Raw genomic sequence first — 16487 nt, forward strand, 5'->3', positions numbered from 1 at the left:
TATTTATTAGTTGTTGAATGATTGAAAGATCAAATTTTCTAATGTTTCCCGGGTGCCTCCCAGTTTAAAGAAGTCACTGACATCTTTTTCCTGCTTACTTCCGGCAAGTGGCAGAACCACCTTGCTTACCGGATAGGAAGACTCCAGTTCTTCCACTCTATGGGTAGACTCCCGCAATCCGGTAGCATCCACATCATACACAAACACCAGATGCTCAAAACGAAGCTTAAGCTGGTCCAAGAGTGTAGAATGAACCTTGGCTGTTTCACTATTGAAGCAGATGGCAGGAAAGCCATGGCTACACAAAGACAGTACATCCTTCTCGCCACCAGTAATCAAGAGGAATTTTCCTCTTTCCGGTAGTTGGTCGTAACCGAAGACATAAGGACAGGGAAGTTCTCCAGCATAAAGAAACCTGTTCTCAGAACGAGGTCGATACACCTTGATACCCTTACCGCTTTTGAAGAAATATCCATAGCTGGGAGTGAGGGAAGTGGAGTAGATGCCATATTGCCTTCCATCAGTCTTGGTAAAGACACAACTCTTCAAGCTCTCAACATGAAACCTCGACAAGATTTCTGCTGTGATACCATATGCTCCCCAATAGGCTAACTCTTCCTGAGAGAAAGACTTCACCTCCGCCCTAAAGGATATACCAGGATCTTCCTGAATCACTTTCCTTGCAGATATAGCCTTCTGGGGTATAGCGCGATAAACATATCCTAACTCTTCACCGCCATAATCAAACACTCCTAAAGAAAGATCCCTGTCTATCTGCTTCAGAAGATGAACAAAGTCGGTTGACAGATTGATGTTCAAAATCTGAGCAGCAATGAAAAAACAATCTCCAGAATATCTGCTATCACCAAAGTCATGCAAATAATAATAGGCTCTACCTCCCAATGGCTGATTGAGGTACAGCTTGCAAGATGGCCGATTGTCATCATCCCGAAAAGGACTTTTGAACTTTCTTTTCAGGCATTCCTTTCCCAGGTAATGAACAAAAATGCCCAAACCTCCGGAAGTTCGGGCTAGGATTTCTTCTTTTTCCTTCATACTAAATGGGATTATAGGTTTCAGAAAGCTCTCGAAAATTAGTATCTGGCATCACTACAACCTGCATCATGTGATTCACACGATCAGCCATCCGATCCCCATAGCGAGGACGGACTTCAGAAGAGGGCAGGTTGGTGGTTACAATGGTGAATAACCGACACTCATAGCGATAGGAAAGCAACTCACTAATCGGATAACACTCTTGCCCATATTTCATGATACGCTCAGACTCCATTCCCAAATCATCAATAGCCAATAATGCCGTATTGCGATAACCCAGGAACTGCTTATAGTCATTCACGTATAAATGACAAAGATCAGAAGCACTCATCACTGTAAGGCCAGCAGTTACCATATGTCCCGATGAAGCCTTGATGGGATCAGGCAGATAAAGAGAGTTTATAAGTCTCTGTATGGCAGACACTATAGTGGTTTTACCAGTCCCACCAAATCCACTCAACCATAATCCGCATTTATAACTTTGACCAACCAGCCAATAGGCAATTGTATTTAAAACCATACATTGTTCCTCGTCATAGATACAGTTGATATAGCTGGCATTTACTGCCTTTTCAAAGGCTGCACGCAATGCCTCATAACAGAATCTAGGACTAACTGGCAACTTAAAACTACATCTACCCACAGGAGCAGCTTGTATTCTATAAATCACCTCGTCAACACTTTGAGGCGGTCTGAATGCTGTAGTATTCATCATTGTTCATTCCTCGATTAAACCTTAACCATGTATCTTAAAAACTCTGACCATAAATAGTCCTGCCATCAGATGCCTGAGGAGTATATCGGGAGCCATAAACTGATTTAGGCTTCTTAAAATCCTGCTTTTTAAGCCAATCGCAGAAATGACTCTTGTAATCACTCAGATCATCATGCTTCTCTTTACCACGGCACTGCATGTCGAGGTTAAAGGTTCTAAGCAAATCTAGAACTTCGTGAATATTTGCGAAATGATAACGCGACCTAACGGCTTCCAGCCAGGATGATTCATCAAGCAGAGCAAAATAGTAGCTTTCTTTGCTTGGTTTCTTTTCTGCCAGCTCTTTTCCATTCTGAAATTTTCTACCCTCACACGCACACACATGCGTCGATGAAGTTCCGGCTTTTATATCATTATATCTATATAAGGGAGTTGTCACCTGCATGTCGCTGATTTGTCTGGTGTCTGTCATCTGCGTGTCACCTGCATGTCGGTTGCGTGTCACTTGCATGTCACCATCAAAGACACCATCATAAACACCTTGATATTGGTTGTAATTACAGATGGTAATAAGATTAGATTGGAGAGAAATTTCAATTTCTCCAGTCTTCTCCAAATCACCGAGAATAGACCAGATACTACTTAAGGGAATACAGGTTTCTGTATGAAGATCCTGATTACTTATAGCCAACTGAGCTCTACTTAAAGACTCATCTGGTCGAGATTTATAAATCGCATTCAGCAGCAGATGGACGAAAAGATGAACCTTTTCCCCATCTTGATACCACTTCCAAGACAAGATTTTGCGGTAGAGTTTAATCCAGCCCAAAGTATCATCTTCATTAGAAAGCTGCAAGAAACGTTCAAAATTACAAATGGAAACAATTGTTCCCTTGTTGCTGCTCTTGACCTTGATATCCTTTGTGGAGGATAACTTTTTAAGGCAGGTTCGCACATTTCTAATGGATAATCCTGTGTCTTGAGCAATTTGCACAAGACTTGTGACAACTTGCCCAGGATAGATAGTCAAGGAAAGATAATCCTTCTTCTTGACATTAGCCTGAAGCAACAGATACAAAAACAAATGTACCATCTTACTCTCATGGTACCATCGCCAGGAAGTAAAACTTCGAGGCAGTTTAATCCATGTTTTATCGAAATTACGCATTTTGTGATGTTGATTTTAAATATATCGTAAGCACAAATTACTGTGCAGGGGTTTTAAGATTTTAGAACTACATAGAGCATCTTAGAAAACCTTATAAAAAGCCTTCCAATCGCACACACGTGAATTTTACTCTTCTATAATATTGAAAGAAAGACTATTACGTCCAGACTTAGTTAGTACATGAAGACATCCGCCCTCAACTTTCAGATTTCTAATTTTAGTCAAGCTATGATTACCACCATGCCATTTCACCGAGGACTTTTCCAATATGTCCTTGATGACTATCAAATGCTTCATACAGGCAGCATGAGACTCTTGCCAATCATACACTCTTGGTGGTATCTTATACAAGACACATACAACCCAATCAGGTTTTGTTTCGCTATGAATTTTCTTCTTAATTTTGAACATCTTTATTTTGTTTAAATCAATATTAATAGAAATTTGATTGAGTCGAAAGAATGAATGTAATCAATTGTTCTCTTTCATGTCAATCATACTAATACTCGCCTTTTGCTTATACATGAATACTCCAGTGAGCTTCCATTATTAAGTTTAATATAGTGTTAAAACCATCATCTAGATTTCAGCAGTTTATAGACTCTAACATGAGACTATAAAATCCTAATCTTTTTTGCGAATGCAAAGATATATATTTATTTCTACAAAGGCAATCTAATAACGTATAATTTAACTTTAATTAACTTGTAATGTGCTATTTTTCAACGCAATAAATAACTAAAACATTTTTCTACTTGTTTTTTATAATATGCCTTTAAACTCATACGACGGTTTAATAACTTTAGCTTAAACCGAATCATCCTTACATAGTCTCAAAAAACATCCACACAAATAACATTTCAAAAAAAATAGGATTTTATTATGATGTTTTATTTTTTTTTGTACCTTTGCATCGTTGTCCTTTGGGACATAGATTTTCGTGGGAATAAGTAAAGTGCCTCACTTTCTTAAATCGGCAAATTAAAAGAATAAATACAAGGCACGGGACAGCTCATATACGTGAGCTGCCTATCCGTGCATGTATTTATAGGCTTTGCCGAGCCTTAGAAGGTGTGCTGGATGGCAGCTCACTTTCTTTTTAGTTAATGTCTAATAAACGTAGACACGAATACTATAAATATATGAAATACGGTTTTAAATAGCCAATCATTTAGTAAATTTGTGGCTTGAAAGTGTATACTCAGAGTGACACACATAACAAAGGAAAGGAGAGAAATAGACCAGCAAGTGATTCTAAAAAACAATAGTATATTATGAGTGGCAAAGAACTAAGAGAAATATTGGCATCAAAAGGCATCTTACAAAAAGATGTTGCCCAAAAACTAAACATGACAGCTGGCAGTTTTACCCAGTTATTACGAGCCCAGGACATAAAAACTGGACTATTAGAATCAATCTGTAGAGTACTTAACGTCAAGTTGAACTTCTTCTATGAAGGAACAGAATACATAGAAAGTAACATCGTCATCAGAAAAGAGGACTTTGAACATCTTTCTACAAAAATAGAACAGATTCACAAGACTTGTGAAGAAATGAAAGACAAAGATTAGAGCATCCTCCCACATATCTAACATGTGAGAGGATAACTAACTATGACAAGTACTTCACTAGCCCTTGATGACAGCCACAGGGAACAAATGAGTCTTGATTTTAACAAGATCTGCTTCTTGCTCTATGACTTTCTCTATATTCTTGTAGGCGGAAGATGCTTCCTCAAGATCTTCCTGGCATCTGATGGCGTGGACGATTCCTTTTTCATCCAACTTTTGAATCTCCTCCGCAAGATTGAGACTCTTGACAGCCTCAGTCCGGCTCATGACCCTTCCTGCACCATGAGAGCAGCTCATGAAGCTTAAAGGATTGCCAAGACCTTCTACAATGTAAGAGCTAGTACCTTGAGAACCAGGAATGATACCAATTTCACCCATCTTCGCACTGGTGGCTCCTTTTCTATGAACAATACATGCCTCGTCAAAATGAGTCTCCCAAGCCGCATAGTTATGAGCGATATTGATCATTGGCTCGAACTCAACGTTAGGAATCGCATCAGAAATCACTTCCTCAATACGCTGCATAATGAGATTTCTATTGCATAGTCCAAAGTCTATGCAATACTGCATCTCACTCCAATATTCATTGAACTCCTTGGTCTTCAGAGGCAAGAATGGTAAGTTCAATTCCGGCTTTACTGATGAAAAGTAGCGTTCATTGAGTATCATAGCCACTCTGCTATAATAGTCACAAACCTGCTTGCCCAAATTTCTTGAACCCGAGTGAATCATGATCCAAAGCCAGCCTTCATCATCGCTTTGAAGCTCAATGAAGTGATTGCCACCACCAAGCGTACCAACTTGTTTGGTAGCTGATACATATTGACGCTTAACTATAGTCATGCTATCTACATCGTGGTTAGCTGGCATGTACTTCTCCTCCTGAGCCTCCTTATGATGCTCCATCCCTAGCGGAATCTGTTTGCGGATGCCTCGCATGATTTGCTTTCTAAGTACCTCCTGTTCTATAGTCTCCACCTTTATGTTAGTCTTGACAGCACACATACCACATCCGATATCAACTCCCACAGCGTTGGGAATAACAACATCCTTGGTTGCCAATACCGTTCCAATAGGCATACCCTTACCCCCATGCAAATCTGGCATCAACGCCAAATGTCTAAAAACAAAGGGCAGGCTGCAGAGGTTCGAAATCTGTTGCCATGCCGTAGCATCACACATGTTAGCCCACATCTTCACCGGGGTTCCATTCATTGCAAATTCTTTCATTTTCTTAATCTCCTATGTTTTTGATGCAAAATTACAATACCGGTGTGCAGTATTTTTGCGTAGGAGTACAAAATCTTCAAATTATAGCAAAATTCGGCTGTTCAACGGGTATATCAACTAATCTGCATCACAATGAGCATGAGGAATCACCTTACTATTGTACTGCCGCAAGAATGGTATAGAATTTCGGAATTCATTCATCATAGCAGTGTTACCATGGTATGAACTACAAAAGAAACGAGGGCAATACCCTTCAAACCGCAGCGTCTCAGCCTCACGGAGGTATTGCCCCTTACAAAGATACCCTTATGAATACCTTATCAAGCGCAAAAATAACCTTTTCATCTGAAATCTGCAAGAGAAATAGGGAAAAGTTTTAATGTTGATATATCATTTTGTTGAAACAGCAGTTGAAAGTCGGACTTCTGAAAGGAAAACCTGCCATTTTGCTCCAATTGTCATGACAGTTTTTGACGGAAATCAAGAAATCGCCCGTTTTTTGAAGTTTTCTCTCAAAAAATTGTGTGCGCGCACAAAAAGGCATTACCTTTGCACTCGAAAAGATTGAATAACGAATAATTAAAGAAAGAAAGGGTAACAATTATGATGGTATTAGTAATGACACTGGCAGTTGTAGCTGCCCTTTTTGCAGAGGTTGTAAATGTCAACAAAAAGATTAGCCTCGGCAAGTAATCAAACCTTGAGAGGCATCTCCGGATGCTTCCAGGAAGTTGATTCGAAATAAGGTAAAGATTAGGATAACAGATAAATATAGAGAAAGGATAAAAGTTATGATGGTATTAGGAATGACACTGGCAGTTGTAGCTGCCCTTTTTGCAGAGGTTGTAAATGTCAACAAGAAGATTAGCCTCGGCAAGTAATCAAACCTTGAGAGGCATCTCCGGATGCTTCCAGGAAGTTGATTCGAAATAAGGTAAAGATTAGGATAAAAGATAAATATAGAGAAAGGATAAAAGTTATGATGGTATTAGGAATGATTTTGGCAATGATCGTTGCCGGATGCGCTGAGTATGGCGCAAGAACTAATATGAAGAACTTCGCTTAACAGCTGTTCTTCTTTCAATTTGAGAGAATTTAAACAGTAGTTCCATATAATAAATAAAGAAAGGCAGTTGTAGGCATTTGAAAGATGTCTGCAGCTGCCTTTCCTTTTTATATTCATTTATGATAGATTTCTACTTAAAAGTTGTATCTTTGCAACCAAATTATTGATCTACAATGAAGAAAGAACGTGAAACGGCGAACAAGTACCGTCAACAAGCCCTTGAGGGAGACTTGATGGCGATGAACAACATGGGTGTATGCTATGCGCAAGGCATCGGTGTTGTAGAGAATCATGCCACTGCGTTTGAATGGTACATGAAAGCTGCAGAACTCGGTGATACGTATGCTTGCTACAATGTAGCAGAATGCTACTACCTGGGAGATGGAGTAGAACAGGATTATGAGAAAGCCCTTCATTGGTATCTGATTGCAGCCGAAAAGGGAGACGTGCAATCTCAAGTAAATGCAGCAAACGCATATTACCTGGGGCAAGGAACCGAAGAAAACCATGAGAAGGCTCACGAATGGTGGATGAAAGCCGCTCAGAGGGGGCATCTTCAGAGTCAGAAAAACGTCGGAGCCAACTATTGGAACGGCGATGGAGTGGAGAAAGATGACAGCTGGGCAGCCTTCTGGTATGAAATGGCAGGCCAGCAAGGAGATGCACAGGCTCAGTTCTCTACAGGATGGTTCTACATGACCGGCACAGGTGTAAAGCAGGACAAGCGCAAGGGACTCAAATGGATTCACAGAGCTACAGCCCAAGGCTTTGAACATGCCAAGCAATGGTGCATGGATAATGGTTACAGTATATATTAAATAGATATGAAAATGAATAGAGATTTACGTTTGATAGAAGGGCAGCATCCTCTCATACATAACATAACCAATTATGTTGCCATGAACTTTGTGGCAAACAGCCTACTGGCAATTGGGGCTTCCCCAATCATGGCGCGCGCCCAGGAAGAGGTGGAGGAAATCAGTAGCAAGAGCAATGCCTTGGCACTTAACTTGGGAATTCTGGAAAATGCGACAGCCTACTCTATGTTACAAGCTGGTGACGCTGCTTCCAAGAGCAGAATTCCAATTGTATTAGATGTGGTTGGAGTAGGTGCCACACGGTTTCGAATGGATACTGCATCAAAAATCATCCTTCAATGCCAGCCAACTGTTATCAAGGGAAATGCCAGTGAGATACTATCATTATACTCTCATCAAATAGGAATGCAGGGAGTGGACAGCCTTCTTGAAACTTCTGGGGTTGAGGTACAGGCCCAAATTCTTGCCAGGAAACTGGCATGCATCATCGTTATTACCGGTGCTACAGACATCATCACGGATGGTGAAAAAGTAGCTTATGTTCATGAGGGGCATCCTCTGATGGGCAAGGTTACAGCCATGGGTTGTGCTGCCACTGGTATCATAGGAGCTTTCCTTTCAGTAAACCCTAATCCATTTGATGCATCTGTTCATGCCATGAAAGCCATGGGCATTGCAGGAGAAAGAGCTGCTGCCATTTCTAGAGGCAATGGTAGCATGATGGTGAACTTCCTTGATGAACTTTGTAATCTGGGATGCCATGAGTAGAATTATCAAAATCAAGAAGAGATCATTCATGAAACGATTTTATGCCATCAATCTGTTTGGCATAATCATTACTTGTGAAAAGCTATCAAAGGAGAGTCTCAATCATGAACTCATACATACAGCGCAAGCAAAGGAATTGCTATATGTTCTATTCTATATATGGTATATTGCTGAGTGGAGTGTTTTAGTCCTGAAATATAGAAATTGGATGAAAGCATATTACAACATCAGATTTGAGAAAGAAGCCTATGCTCACCAGAATGATATGGAGTATTTAATTCGGAGGAAACACTATTGCTATCTGAAACGCATTGAAGCAAGACACATTTAGGCATTCCCCAACTTTTTGGGGAATGTTTCCACATACTTTCCTCATTTTCCACACTATTCATTTTTGGCACAAATGACATAAGCTTCTGATTATCAATACAAACTAATTTCTATCATCTTTTTGGCACGCAGATTGTGACTATGATTAGCGGGTTCGATAATGAATCCACAAACAAGTAAGTAACATCAATTAGTAACAATTTAAAAAAGATAAGATTATGAAGAAGTTTATGTTTGCAGCTATCGCAGCTTTGGTTATGGTTTCAGTAAGCAACGTTTTTGCATCAAGCAAAATGGTAAGTAACGCTCAGGTTGCTCCTGTTGATACAGTAGCTCCAGATGCTCCTTCAGATACATTGGCTGTTGGTACTCCTATCCAACCACAGGCTGGTGTTGAGGATTCTACCCAGCAGGAGAATGCCACAGAGGCAACTACAGAAGCAACTCCAACAGAGACAACAACTGAGAATGCTACAGAGACAACAACAGAGAATACCACCGAAGAGACTCCAGTAGCTACAGAACAGCAGGCTATTGCTGAATAATAGAGAAAATACAGTTCTTTTTGTAAGCGTTATACAGGAATAATAGGGATATTGTTATCAAAAAAGTACTTATACTTATTTTAGTTTCAGAAGAAATTGCATAATTAGTAGATACTTGACAAGATTTTTAGTTCAGTTAGGAAAAGGGGGAGTCTGCTGGCAGTGATGCCGGCAGACTTCTGTATTTTATACTAATTGTTTTTTTACTGTTTGATCCGAATATCACCAAGGCTTCGATTCTTTGCAAATCGATTCAGATCAACCCAATTCCAGACTCCTGGAACCCTGCCATGTTTGCTGAACTGCCAGATGTCATAGTGAGGTTTACCTGGCAATACCGGTTCATGATCATAACTGGCAATCCAGAGATAATAGTTATCAAATTCCGGACTCAGGTAATCCTTGAAATAACTCTCGCTACAATATATAATAGGTGTATGTCCATAATAGGATTTACAGAGCTTGCAGAATGTTTTCAGAAGAAGTTGGATCTCACTCTTGCTGAGTCCCTTGGTTCCATCATCTTCAGCATCCACTACAGGTAGAAGATCCTGCCTCTCCTTATCATAAACTGCACGAAAGTTTTCAAACTGCATTACCGCAGGCATCTTAGATAGAAAATGGTAAGTGCCAACTGGAATCTGATGTTTTCTCGCTTGATTAATGTTGGCTTCATACCAAGGATCCTGGATGGTTGCTCCTTCTGTTGCCTTCACATAGATGAACTTCAATCGCTTTACTTCACTGAGTTCATCCCAATGGATTCTGCCTTGGTGGCGTGAGATGTCAATGCCGTCATAGCTACCAGAGTATTGTCCCGATGTCAGGTCGTGAGCGGGCCACTGATTATCTGATGACTTCTTGATCATATAGGCTGAAATCATACGGTATGCCTCAAATCCTATGATGCATGATACTAGTAGAATGAGGGCAAGACATATCAGTTTCTTGCCTTTATTATTCTTGTTATTTTGTCGTTTTCCTCTTGTCATATTATACCATTCGAGTTTTTGCATACAAAATTATAAAAAATATTTGAGAAAATGAGATTTTTTGAATAAAAAGTCATCTCTCTTCTTTAAGAGTGGAGTAGGATATGTGAGCCTATTACTTTGAAAACATATCTTTAATTATTTATAAAACTTTAGGCTAACCCATCTTATAATGAAGTTTTTTGCTTATATTTGCATATTATAATTAGGATTAAGGCAATGACAAAGAATACAATGGCGAACAAACTTCCTAGGAAGTTGATTCAGAAAATGGAAATCGTGGGCGAACAAATCAAGCTTGCCAGATTGCGCCGCAACCTGAGCATGGCTCAAGTTGCAGAAAGAGCAACATGCTCAGAAGTTACACTTTGCAAGGTGGAGAAAGGATTACCAACGGTTTCCATCGGAATCTACCTGCGTGTACTCTATGCTCTTCAACTGGATGATGACATCTTGCTCTTGGCAAAGGATGACAAGCTTGGAAGGGCATTGCAGGATATGGGACTGAAGAATCGTCAAAGAGCATCTAAAAAAAGATAGAAATGGAACGACTGTTTGTTTTCGCTGATTTTAACTGGCTCGGCAAAGCGGAGCTGGTAGGGGAGTTGTGTTATGAAAAATTGCGCGGCTCTGACAGTTATGCATTTAAGTTTGATGAGAATTGGCTTAAGGTTCATGCCGGAATCAAGCTTTCGGAGGACATCAATAACTACCCAGGCATGCAATATACCCAGCCAGGAAGTGATATTTTCGGATGCTTTTCTGATGCATTGCCAGATAGGTGGGGGCGTACCTTGCTCAAAAGAAGAGAACAGCAAGAGAAACAAGCATGTACGTCAGCTTGACGCCATCAAGGATGCTGAGATTATAGGAAAATACTCCAATGCAAGTTGGGTATTGAATTGGTAAGAAAGGAGATTATTTATGTCAAAAAAGAAGATATTCAGATGCCAGGAATGTGGGTACGAGACCGAAATATATGAGGGACGTGGTTTCATGGGGCAGCACATTGAAGCCATGTCTTGTCCAGACTGCAGGAACATAGTACCTCTAGTGGTAGGTGGAGTGATAGGTGATGCTGCACCTAGCTTCAACTCCCTTGTGGGAAGACTCTGCCTGAGATGCGGATCTGACAGAATTCACAGGTGGGATATGCACACCTGTCCCAAATGCGGGGGCAGGATGCTGCCCACTGGCGAAGAAGAGTTCTGGACATAAAGTCATTGCTTTTAGGACAGAAAGACTGAGAAAGCAAAAAAGCCTGCTGGCTATAATTGTCAGCAGGCTTCTTTGTTATAATGTTCGCCCTTGAAATACAGTACTCTTGTGAAGAGGTAGTATGACTCCATTGAGGGTGAGCCTACGAGAGTTGAAGTTAGGCAGAATCTCCACACTGGCTTCATGGCTTCCCTTATACATGGTAATCCAGATTTGGGCAGAGATACCAATGCCAGTAACACTCATACTTACTTGTGTAGTCCCTTTCTTGTCCGTTTGAATCTTGTATCCACTTACGCTTCCCTGAACCGTAACTCCACCAATGCCATTAGGTCCGGAGAAGGGAACATTGAAGGCTACCTGCACAACAGCATCATCCTTATTGACGGAGACGAAATTGGTGTTGGAATTAACATAGGCAATCTGACCATACGGGAAAACAACCTTGTCGGCTTCCAAGGTAAAGGTAGTATCCTTAATTGCATTCAATGCTTCATCCCAATACACACTATCTATCCGGTTTTGCAAATCACGCTGCTCTTTTTTGAGAGCTTTCTGACGTGACTTCAAACCATTGACCAACTGCTCGTTGGCCTTATTTTTTCCCCATTGATACATATCATCTGACTGGCTTGACTGCGCACAGGCAAAGGCTGACATCAGACAGAAAACAAGTGAAATAAATATTCTTATCATCCTTGATCCTTTCCTATATTAAATTCATAAATTCAAAAAAGGGCCAGCCCCATTATCAGGACTAGCCCTCCGTTTTAATTATTTTCTCGATGCAATGAATGTCATCTTGAAAGCTGCATAGCACTTCAAGAAAGATTACTTAACCTCAATGTGCTTAACATCGTCTTTCTTCTCCTCCTTGGCTGTCTTAGGAATCTCAATCTTCAAGACACCGTCACTGACCTCAGCGGAAATCTTCTCCTGGTCAGCATCCTCTGGCAAAGCGTAACTCTGAGAGTAGCTGCTGTAAGAGAACTCACGACGCAAGTAATGCTCTTCCTTCTTCTCCTCCTTGTTCTCGATGGATACATTCAGATAGCCATCCTTGTCGATGTTCATCTTGACCATATCCTTCTTCAAACCAGGAGCTGCAACCTCCATTGTGTAAGCTGTAGCACTTTCCTTGACGTTGACTGCAGGAGCTGTTGCGTTCATGTGTGGCATCAAGCTTGTATCAAAGAAGTTGTCATTAAACCAACTGTTCAACCAATTTGAAACACTGTTATTTCTACGAGCTAACAACATAATGTAAAACCTCCTAATTCTATTTTTCTCATCCTCTCTTCGCCTTCCGGCTCTGTCGGGATTTCTCATTGTTTTTAATTTATCCTTTTTAATAATGATCGCTTCGGCTTTCGAGGCTCAAGGATTTCCAGAAACCCTCAAATGTCATTGCTTAGGGTTCTTATCGTTCCCCTTGCCCTTTCGGCTTCGGCTTTCATTCTATGTAGAAGCAAGTTGCGTGCCAACCCGTTTTGTATATTTGGAGTGAACAGTTTTTGCCAATCTTGGCAAAAAACTCTGCAGAATTGGCAACAAAGGATAATTTATTTAAGCTTTGCTGCCAAAACTTCATGCTTTTCTACATATCTAGCATGGTTTGCCCTCGAATCTTTTTTCATATCTATTTATCTATAATCTCCTATATATTTAATGGATATCAGACTCTTCCACTGCAGATGCTTTGTCCTCCTTGGGTTGGGGCTTGGGTACGAAGCCCAGAATAGCTACCAGACAACTCATCAATGGGCTGATGATGTTGAAGAAGCAGAAGGGGAGATACACCAGTGTCGGGATGCCGAGAACCGTACTCTGCGTCATACCGCAGGCTGTCCATGGAACCAGTACGCTCGTTACGGTAGCACTATCCTCTGTACTTCGGCTCAAGAGTTCCGGACGGTAGCCTCGTTCAGCATATTCATCCTTGTAGATAGATGCATTCATGATGATGCTCAGGAACTGGTCACCCATAACGAGATTGAGCAATACACCCGATGTCACGGTACTGCAGACAAGTGATATGGTGCTATGGATGCTTTTCAGAAGCACGTGGGTGATAGCGTGAAGCATGCCGCTGGCAACCATACATGAACCGAAACACATGGCACAGAGAATGAGCCAGATGGTATTGAGCATGCCTGCCATACCTCGGGTTGCCACGAGCTCATTGATGTTCCCCATGCCGCAATCTACCTGGGTGTGGGTATAGCAGGTGGTCATGATTCCCTCAAAGAGACTCTTGGCAGTGATGTTGTCTTCGCCAGCAATCTTTACCAGTACTTCCGGCTGGAGGATGAGGGCACAGATGCATGCAGAAAGAGCTGAAAGAAGAAGCGTGATGAGAGAGGGGGTCTTGCGGTAGATGAGCCATCCTGTAAAAGCCGGAACGAGCATCGTAAGCAGGGAGATATTGAAACCATGACTCAGACCGGTAAGATACTGGCTGATATCCACAGGTTTGGAATCATAGCAGAGTCCGATGATGAGATAGAGCACCAGCGAGAGCAGGATGCTTGGTATGGTGGTGTAGAGCATATAGCGGATATGCGAGAAGAGATCGGCACCGGCTATGCTTGAAGCCAGGACGGTGGTATCGCTCATAGGCGAGAGCTTATCACCGAAATAGGCTCCCGAGATGATGGCTCCAGCGGTGTAGGGGGCTGGTATTCCCAAGGCATCACCGATTCCCATCAGGGCAATACCGATGGTGGCAATGGTGGTCCATGAGGTTCCCGTCATCACGGAAATTATGCTGGAGATGATGCAGGCGCAGGGTAGGAAAAAGGTCGGCGACATGATCTGTACACCATAATATATTAATGTGGGAACCACGCCACTGACCATCCAGGTAGCTGACATCATTCCGATGAGCAGCAGGATCAGAATAGATACCCCGGCATCGCCCACGGTCTTTTTGATCATCTCCTCGAAGATATTCCATTTCATATTGTAGATTCCCATGCCGAGTGCCACGCATACTGCTGTGGCTATCATGAGGGGCACCTGAGAGGCACCTGCCAGGGCATCATCAGGGAAGAGTTTGACAACCATGACGATGAGGGTGATAAGTACTGCCAGAGGTATGACAGAAATGAAAGGATGTGGTTCCACTGGCTACTGAGGTGGGCAGGAAACCTGCTCCTCAGCAACTTGAGTTTTTTGTTTATTTTCTTTTTGTTCCATTTGTTAATACTCTCTTATACATTTCACAAAGACACAATTCGTCATCTGACGATGCCAGGATGATTTCACCGCATGTCGAGCTGTAATATTGAATGTTTATTTGCTGCATTCTTTCAACTGCGATTAAACGAAATCTTTATTTTTCATACAGTTCTATCGGCAAACCATCTGGGTCACTGAAGAATACAAATCGCTTGCCTGTATATTCATCCGTGCGTATAGGTTCATGCGCAATACCTTTACTGTCAAGTTCATCAATTGCCTCCGAAAGATCATCTACCTCAAAAGCAAGATGGCGCAGACCGGCTGCTTCCGGATAGGAAGGACGTGCAGGTGGGTTAGGGAAGGAGAACAACTCGATGACATAGTTGTCATCAAGCCAGCAGTCAGCTTTCCATGAGTCACGTTCCGTACGATAGTTTTCACTCACAATCTTCATTCCGAGCACATCTGTATAGAAATGCTTGGATTTCTCATAGTCGGAGCAAATCACGGCTACATGATGGATTTTGTTAAGTTTCATATTTCGTTGTTTATATTTGTTATTCATTAAGTCATTTTCAGAACTTCTTTGTTCTCATATGGCAATATGGCTCACCGCCGGTTTTCTCGTAGTAGTGCTGGTGGTAGGCTTCGCCAATATAGAATGTCTCCTCGGGTAAAAGGAGGGTATTCACCTCATTGCCCTTGTTGCGAAGCAATTGCATCACCCTTTCTGCCGTCTGCCTCTGGGATTCATTACGATAGAAGATACAGCTGCGGTATTGTGGACCGAGGTCAGGACCTACGCCATCAGTCTGTGCCGGGTCATGAATCTCGAAGAAAAGTTTGCATAGGCTCTCGTACGATACCTCTTCGGGATTGAACTCCACGATGATGGCTTCTACATGATGTGTCTTATGGTCTCGAACATCAGCATAGGAAGGGAATGCCTCTTTGCCACCGGTATAACCAGCCAGGGTATTGATTACCCCAGGCTGTTTCTGAAACTGATGCTGCGTTCCCCAAAAACATCCGCAGGCAAAGATGCCCACTTCTGTCTTCTTGTCATCAGGCGCATGATAGATGTCAACCTTTGAGCATTCCTCAATGGCTGCCTTTACCATTTCCAGTGCCTTTCCATGCTTCTTCTGAAGGTCTGGATAGGCCTTGCCACGTTCAAAATTATGCTGGAGGTCGTTGTATTTCACCTGCAGGGCAATGGGATTCTGAGAGTCTATGATACCTTGGACGTAATCATAATAATCTGTTCCTTTCTTATGCGTGAGTAGGCGAATGGCATTCACCACGCCTGTAGGGATTCCTTCATGAAGCAAATCATCAAAGGAATAAGGACTGTCTTCTACCACATCATGCAGAAAACCTGCCATTTTCTCTTCGTCTGTATGTCCCATCAGTCCCACTGTCAATGGATGAAGAATGGCTGGATAGCCATCTCGGTCAAGTTGACCGGCATGGGCTTTTGTTGCTATGCTAAGTGCTATATCAATTGGATTCATTGTATCTTATGAATGTTTAAATGATTTATTAATGATTCAAGTGAAAGTATATCATCAGCGCAATCTGGATGAGCAGGATAATAGGAACTCCGTATTTGAACTTCCGATGCTGCGTCTTATGATGCCAGGCTTTCATACCCAACCAGGCTCCAATACTTCCTCCCACAGCTGCCATTGTCAGAAGCGTTGCCTCCGAAATACGCCATTTGGCTTTCTTGGCTTTATACTTGTCTATACCATATATGATAAATGTGGCAGCATTGATGACAAGTAGATAATATATGAGATAACTATGCAATGTATTCATGCTGAT

At 41.7% G+C, this 16487-nt stretch carries 17 protein-coding genes and 1 pseudogene; 7 read left to right on the forward strand and 11 right to left on the reverse strand.

What is annotated here, in order from left to right:
* Nucleotides 1-6: 6 nt before the first annotated feature.
* Genes CFT61_RS06375 through CFT61_RS06385 form a run of 3 tightly spaced genes read right to left on the reverse strand, consistent with a single transcriptional unit; the run spans nt 7 to nt 2864 of the window.
* Complete coding sequence (locus CFT61_RS06375) at nt 7-1056, reverse strand: toprim domain-containing protein (RefSeq protein ID WP_089543626.1); 1050 nt, start codon at nt 1054-1056, stop codon at nt 7-9.
* A gap of 1 nt (nt 1057) precedes the next feature.
* On the reverse strand, nt 1058-1771 hold the full coding sequence (locus CFT61_RS06380) for a hypothetical protein (protein ID WP_089543627.1): 714 nt from the start codon (nt 1769-1771) through the stop codon (nt 1058-1060).
* Nucleotides 1772-1805: 34 nt separating this feature from the next.
* On the reverse strand, nt 1806-2864 hold the full coding sequence (locus CFT61_RS06385; protein WP_089543628.1) for a DUF7833 domain-containing protein: 1059 nt from the start codon (nt 2862-2864) through the stop codon (nt 1806-1808).
* Nucleotides 2865-4213: 1349 nt separating this feature from the next.
* On the opposite strand from CFT61_RS06385, the gene CFT61_RS06395 reads away from it, so the two are divergent.
* On the forward strand, nt 4214-4510 hold the full coding sequence (locus CFT61_RS06395; RefSeq protein ID WP_089543630.1) for a helix-turn-helix domain-containing protein: 297 nt from the start codon (nt 4214-4216) through the stop codon (nt 4508-4510).
* A gap of 57 nt (nt 4511-4567) precedes the next feature.
* Here CFT61_RS06395 and CFT61_RS06400 read toward each other — a convergent pair whose 3' ends face one another.
* Complete coding sequence (locus CFT61_RS06400; RefSeq protein WP_089543631.1) at nt 4568-5740, reverse strand: RtcB family protein; 1173 nt, start codon at nt 5738-5740, stop codon at nt 4568-4570.
* 1239 nt (nt 5741-6979) lie between these two features.
* Between CFT61_RS06400 and CFT61_RS06405 the strand changes: the two genes are divergently transcribed.
* From CFT61_RS06405 to CFT61_RS16890, 3 genes are all read left to right on the forward strand, one after another.
* A complete protein-coding gene (locus tag CFT61_RS06405; RefSeq protein WP_089543632.1) occupies nt 6980-7624 on the forward strand; it encodes a tetratricopeptide repeat protein in 645 nt (214 codons plus the stop codon).
* Between the two features lie 12 nt (nt 7625-7636).
* Nucleotides 7637-8392 (forward strand): hydroxyethylthiazole kinase, encoded by a 756-nt coding sequence (gene thiM, locus CFT61_RS06410; protein WP_254918889.1) that lies wholly within the window; start codon nt 7637-7639, stop codon nt 8390-8392.
* 548 nt (nt 8393-8940) lie between these two features.
* On the forward strand, nt 8941-9267 hold the full coding sequence (locus tag CFT61_RS16890) for a hypothetical protein (RefSeq protein ID WP_089543634.1): 327 nt from the start codon (nt 8941-8943) through the stop codon (nt 9265-9267).
* A 203-nt stretch (nt 9268-9470) separates the two neighbouring features.
* On the opposite strand, the gene CFT61_RS06425 is transcribed toward CFT61_RS16890, so the two are convergent.
* Entirely contained in the window at nt 9471-10259 is a 789-nt protein-coding gene (locus CFT61_RS06425) for a glycoside hydrolase family 25 protein (RefSeq protein ID WP_254918890.1), read from the reverse strand.
* 219 nt (nt 10260-10478) lie between these two features.
* Between CFT61_RS06425 and CFT61_RS06430 the strand changes: the two genes are divergently transcribed.
* From CFT61_RS06430 to CFT61_RS06440, 3 genes and pseudogenes are all read left to right on the forward strand, one after another.
* Nucleotides 10479-10799 carry a helix-turn-helix domain-containing protein gene (locus CFT61_RS06430; RefSeq protein ID WP_089543635.1) on the forward strand — a complete coding sequence of 107 codons (321 nt, stop codon included), beginning with the start codon at nt 10479-10481 and terminating at the stop codon, nt 10797-10799.
* Between the two features lie 2 nt (nt 10800-10801).
* Nucleotides 10802-11074, forward strand: a pseudogene (locus tag CFT61_RS06435) (HipA N-terminal domain-containing protein); the annotation flags it as partial.
* A 109-nt stretch (nt 11075-11183) separates the two neighbouring features.
* The gene (locus CFT61_RS06440; RefSeq protein WP_089543637.1) at nt 11184-11477 is read left to right on the forward strand and encodes a hypothetical protein; all 294 of its coding nucleotides are present in this window, start codon (nt 11184-11186) and stop codon (nt 11475-11477) included.
* 75 nt (nt 11478-11552) lie between these two features.
* On the opposite strand, the gene CFT61_RS06445 is transcribed toward CFT61_RS06440, so the two are convergent.
* From CFT61_RS06445 to CFT61_RS06470, 6 genes are all read right to left on the reverse strand, one after another.
* Nucleotides 11553-12173, reverse strand: coding sequence for a DUF4251 domain-containing protein (locus CFT61_RS06445; protein WP_254918891.1), 621 nt, complete (start codon nt 12171-12173; stop codon nt 11553-11555).
* 135 nt (nt 12174-12308) lie between these two features.
* On the reverse strand, nt 12309-12737 hold the full coding sequence (locus CFT61_RS06450; RefSeq protein ID WP_089543638.1) for an Hsp20/alpha crystallin family protein: 429 nt from the start codon (nt 12735-12737) through the stop codon (nt 12309-12311).
* Between the two features lie 405 nt (nt 12738-13142).
* Nucleotides 13143-14543, reverse strand: a complete 1401-nt coding sequence (locus CFT61_RS06455) for a Na+/H+ antiporter NhaC family protein (protein ID WP_089543639.1) — start codon at nt 14541-14543, stop codon at nt 13143-13145.
* Nucleotides 14544-14811: 268 nt separating this feature from the next.
* Complete coding sequence (gloA2, locus tag CFT61_RS06460; RefSeq protein WP_089543640.1) at nt 14812-15198, reverse strand: SMU1112c/YaeR family gloxylase I-like metalloprotein; 387 nt, start codon at nt 15196-15198, stop codon at nt 14812-14814.
* Nucleotides 15199-15235: 37 nt separating this feature from the next.
* Nucleotides 15236-15742: a peptide-methionine (S)-S-oxide reductase MsrA gene (gene msrA / locus CFT61_RS17400; RefSeq protein WP_437176822.1), complete on the reverse strand. Its 507-nt coding sequence runs from the start codon at nt 15740-15742 to the stop codon at nt 15236-15238.
* 460 nt (nt 15743-16202) lie between these two features.
* The gene (locus CFT61_RS06470) at nt 16203-16481 is read right to left on the reverse strand and encodes a DUF1294 domain-containing protein (protein WP_089543641.1); all 279 of its coding nucleotides are present in this window, start codon (nt 16479-16481) and stop codon (nt 16203-16205) included.
* Nucleotides 16482-16487: the final 6 nt, after the last annotated feature.

The organism is Segatella copri (genome assembly GCF_002224675.1).
GTDB lineage: Bacteria > Bacteroidota > Bacteroidia > Bacteroidales > Bacteroidaceae > Prevotella > Prevotella copri_U.